The sequence below is a fragment of the Agrococcus pavilionensis RW1 genome (genome assembly GCF_000400485.1).
Classification (GTDB): domain Bacteria; phylum Actinomycetota; class Actinomycetes; order Actinomycetales; family Microbacteriaceae; genus Agrococcus; species Agrococcus pavilionensis.
In genome coordinates this window covers 1-3,734 of record NZ_ASHR01000002.1, presented here as the reverse complement: position 1 = coordinate 3,734, position 3,734 = coordinate 1, and the positions used below count along the sequence as shown (strand labels likewise).

At 71.5% G+C, this 3,734-nt stretch carries 6 protein-coding genes; all 6 read left to right on the top strand.

All coding sequences use genetic code 11. From position 1 onward, the window contains the following. A partial coding sequence (locus L332_RS29160; protein ID WP_031223149.1) for a transposase occupies positions 1-433 on the top strand: 433 nt, incomplete at its 5' end. A 171-nt stretch (positions 434-604) separates the two neighbouring features. Continuing rightward, a complete protein-coding gene (locus tag L332_RS16390; protein WP_021009303.1) occupies positions 605-1,165 on the top strand; it encodes a YceD family protein in 561 nt (186 codons plus the stop codon). A gap of 3 nt (positions 1,166-1,168) precedes the next feature. Beyond that, positions 1,169-1,372: a 50S ribosomal protein L32 gene (gene rpmF / locus L332_RS16385; RefSeq protein ID WP_021009302.1), complete on the top strand. Its 204-nt coding sequence runs from the start codon at positions 1,169-1,171 to the stop codon at positions 1,370-1,372. A gap of 22 nt (positions 1,373-1,394) precedes the next feature. Further along, a complete protein-coding gene (gene rnc, locus L332_RS16380; RefSeq protein WP_021009301.1) occupies positions 1,395-2,099 on the top strand; it encodes a ribonuclease III in 705 nt (234 codons plus the stop codon). A gap of 16 nt (positions 2,100-2,115) precedes the next feature. Continuing rightward, positions 2,116-2,997 (top strand): bifunctional DNA-formamidopyrimidine glycosylase/DNA-(apurinic or apyrimidinic site) lyase, encoded by an 882-nt coding sequence (mutM, locus tag L332_RS16375; protein ID WP_021009300.1) that lies wholly within the window; start codon positions 2,116-2,118, stop codon positions 2,995-2,997. 40 nt (positions 2,998-3,037) lie between these two features. Continuing rightward, the gene (locus L332_RS16370; RefSeq protein ID WP_021009299.1) at positions 3,038-3,670 is read left to right on the top strand and encodes a DUF2461 domain-containing protein; all 633 of its coding nucleotides are present in this window, start codon (positions 3,038-3,040) and stop codon (positions 3,668-3,670) included. The last annotated feature ends 64 nt before the right edge of the window (positions 3,671-3,734 follow it).

Genomic DNA, 3,734 nt, shown 5'->3' with positions numbered 1-3,734 from the left:
CGCGTTCGCGGCACTCTGCGGCGTCTCACCGATCCCAGCCTCGTCCGGCAGGACCACCCGCCACCGCCTCAACCGCGGCGGCGATCGGCAGGCGAACAACGCGCTCTACCGGATCGCGCTCGTACGCATGAGCTCGGAGCAACGCACCCGGGACTACGTCGCGAATCGCACTGAGCAGGGCAAGACCATGCCGGAGATCATCCGCTGCCTCAAGCGCTACATCGCCGACGAGATCTTCATGCACATCGTCCAGCCTCAGCCCGTGCCCACCATCGACGACCTAAGACCCCTCCGTCACGCCCGAGGCCTCACCCTCGCCACCGCCGCGCAAGCACTCCAGAGCTGGCCATCAGCCATCTCCCGGATCGAACGAGGCGAACGCCGCGACGACGCCTTGGCCGAGCGCTACCGCCAATGGCTCACCGCCGCTTGACAGCAATAGGAGCATCACGCGAGCGGGTCCGAAGCGGGGCTGTGGAGAACGAGTTCTTCCCGGTCAGGAGCGGAGTCGCTCGACGGACGGAGGGGCGCAGCGTGCGCGGCGCAGCGCGCGGCTCGGTGGGCGGTGGAGGGGTCGTCGAGGGCGCGGCCGTAGACTGGACGCATGGCCACCACGCATCCGTTCACGCTGTCCGTGCGCGACATCGTGCACAAGCCGGGCCGCATGCGCGAGGTCGAGGAGACCGCGCCGTTCGGCGACAAGGTCGGCGAGGGTCTCGCCGCGGTGCTGCCCGACCAGCCCATCGAGCTCGACGTGCGCCTCGAGAGCGTGCACGAGGGCATCCTCGCGACCGGGCAGGCGAGCGTCACGGCGCTCGCGACGTGCTCGCGCTGCCTCACCGAGTTCGACCTCGACCTCGATGTCGACTTCGTCGAGCTGTTCGCGTATGATGGTGCGTCGGAAACCGACTACCTCGTGGTCGACGAGTCTGTCGACATGCTTCCGGTGGTTCGGGACGCGGTCGTGCTGGCGCTGCCGTTCCAACCGGTCGACAGGCCGGACTGTGCAGGACTCGATCCTGAGACAGGGGAGCGGCTCGAGCCTGGCACGGTCCACGAGCCGACGGAGACCATCGATCCACGGTGGGCAGCGCTCCAGGGTTTCTCATCAGACGTGTCCGACGACGAGTCGGAAGAGGGCGCGCAGGCGCCGAAGAAGGAGTGAGCAATGGCTGTTCCCAAGAGGAAGATGTCGCGGTCGAACACCCGCGCCCGCCGTTCGCAGTGGAAGGCCGTCGCGCCCAAGCTCGTGAAGACCGTCGAGGGCGGCAAGACCGTCTACAGCCTCCCGCACCGCGCGAAGGTCGTCGAGGACTCGGCCGGCACCGCGCTGTACATGGAGTACAAGGGCCGCAAGGTCGCCGACGTCTGATCCTGCTGGGACCCTTCGTCGCATGACGGACCAGCACGGAACGGCGCAGCGCCGACTGCTCGAGCAGCTCGGGGTCGACATCGACCCCGAGCTGCTGTCGTTGGCGCTCACCCACCGCTCGTGGGCCTACGAGCACGGCGGCGTGCCGCACAACGAGCGCCTCGAGTTCCTCGGCGACTCGATCCTCGGCCAGGCGATCACGATCGAACTCTACCGGCGCTTCCCCGAGCTGCCGGAGGGCGAGCTCGCCAAGCGCCGCGCGGGCGTCGTCTCGATGAACGCGCTCGCCGAGGTCGCGCGCGGCATCGGGCTCGGCGAGCACATCCTGCTCGGCAAGGGCGAGGCGGCGTCCGGCGGCGCGGACAAGCCCTCGATCCTCTCCGACACGCTCGAGGCGGTCTTCGGTGCCGCGTTCCTCTCGGCCGGGCACACCGCATCCGCCGCCCTCGTCCTGCGGCTCGTCGGCCCGCTCCTCGACGACCCGCTCCGCGCGGGCGCCGCGCTCGACCCGAAGACAGCGCTGCAGGAGCTCGCGGCCGCGCAGGGCAGGGGAGCGCCCGCCTACGCGATCGAGGCCGAGGGCCCCGACCACGCGCGGACCTTCACCGCGACCGTGCTCATCGACGACGCTGCGGTCGCGACGGGCACGGGCACGAGCAAGAAGGTCGCCGAGATGGCGGCCGCGCTCGAGGCGCACCGGCTGCTGAGCGCGCCGGCCGTGCGCTGACTGCCGGTGCGCTGACATGCCGGAGCTGCCCGAGGTCGAGGTCGTGCGCGCGGGGCTCGCGCCGGCCGTGACCGGCGCGCGCGTCGAGGGCGTCGAGGTGCTCGACGCGCGCTCGATCGCCCGCCACGACGGCGACGCCGCCGCGTTCGAGGCTGCGCTCGTCGGGCGCACGCTCGGCGCACCCGAGCGGCGCGGCAAGTTCCTGTGGGTGCCGATCCGGGACGGGGCGGATGCGCTGCTCGCGCACCTGGGGATGTCGGGGCAGGTGCTCGTGCGCGAGCCGGGCGCAGCCCCCGACCGCCACACGCGCATCCGGCTGCTGCTCGACCAGCCGGTGCACGGCCCGATCGAGATCCGCTTCGCCGACCAACGCATCTTCGGCGGGCTCGCGGTGCGGCCGCTCGTCGCGGCCGACGGGGGCCGCGCTGTGCCCGACCAGGCCGCGCACATCTCGCTCGATCCGATCGACGCCGACTTCGACGCGTCCGTCGTCGCCCGCCGCTTGCGCCGCCGCCGGCAGGGCGTGAAGGCCGCGCTGCTCGACCAGACGCTCGTCTCGGGCATCGGTAACATCTACGCCGACGAGGCGCTGTGGCGGTCGCGCCTGCACTACGCGACGCCGGGGGAGCGGCTCACCCAGGCGCGAGCGCTCGCCCTGCTCGCCGACGTGCGCGACGTGCTCGAGCAGGCGCTCGCCGAGGGAGGCACGTCGTTCGACGCGCAGTACGTCAACGTCAACGGGCAGGCCGGCTACTTCGAGCACTCGCTGCACGCCTACGGCCGCGGCGGGCAGCCGTGCCACCGCTGCGGCGCGACCATGGTGCGCGAGCCGTGGGCGAACCGCTCGTCGACGCGCTGTCCGCGCTGCCAGCGGCGGCCGCGCGGCATCGCGGTCTGACGCCCGGCCTCGCCACAGGCCGCGCTCCTAGACTGGATCGATGCCCTTCGACGGATTCTCACCCGAATCGTTCGCCTTCTACGCAGACCTCGAGGCGCACAACGAGCGGCCCTGGTGGCTCGAGCACAAGCACCGCTACGACGAGCACGTGCGCGCCCCCTTCGAGGCGCTCGCCGAGGAGCTCGAGCCCGTCGCGAGCGCCGTCAAGGTCTACCGGCCCTACCGCGACGTGCGCTTCGCCCACGACAAGACGCCGTACAAGACGCGGCAGGGGCTCTTCGCGCAGCGTGCGCCCGGCATCGGCTGGTTCCTCAACCTCGACGCGACGGGCGTCTCGATGGGCGGTGGGTTCTTCGGGGATGCGTCGTTCACGAAGGCGTACCGCGCGGCCGTCGAGGCGGTCGCGGCGGGCACTGAGCTCGAGGGCATCGTGCGGGAGCTCGAGGCGGCCGGCTACGAGCTCGGCGGCGAGCGCGTGAAGACAGCGCCGCGCGGCGTCGACCCCGCGCATCCGCGCATCGAGCTGCTGCGCTACCGCTTCCTCACGGCCCGGCGACACCTGACGCCCGAGCAAGCGGGCGGGCCCGAACTGCTCGACGCGCTCTTCGACACCGTCGACGACCTGCAGCCGCTCGTGCAGTGGGCTGTGGAGAACGTCGCGCCGAAGCGGTAGTCGTCTCGACCCTTCTATGTCTGGTTGTCAAGGGGTCGACGTGCCTCAGCTTCTTTGAGCGCGG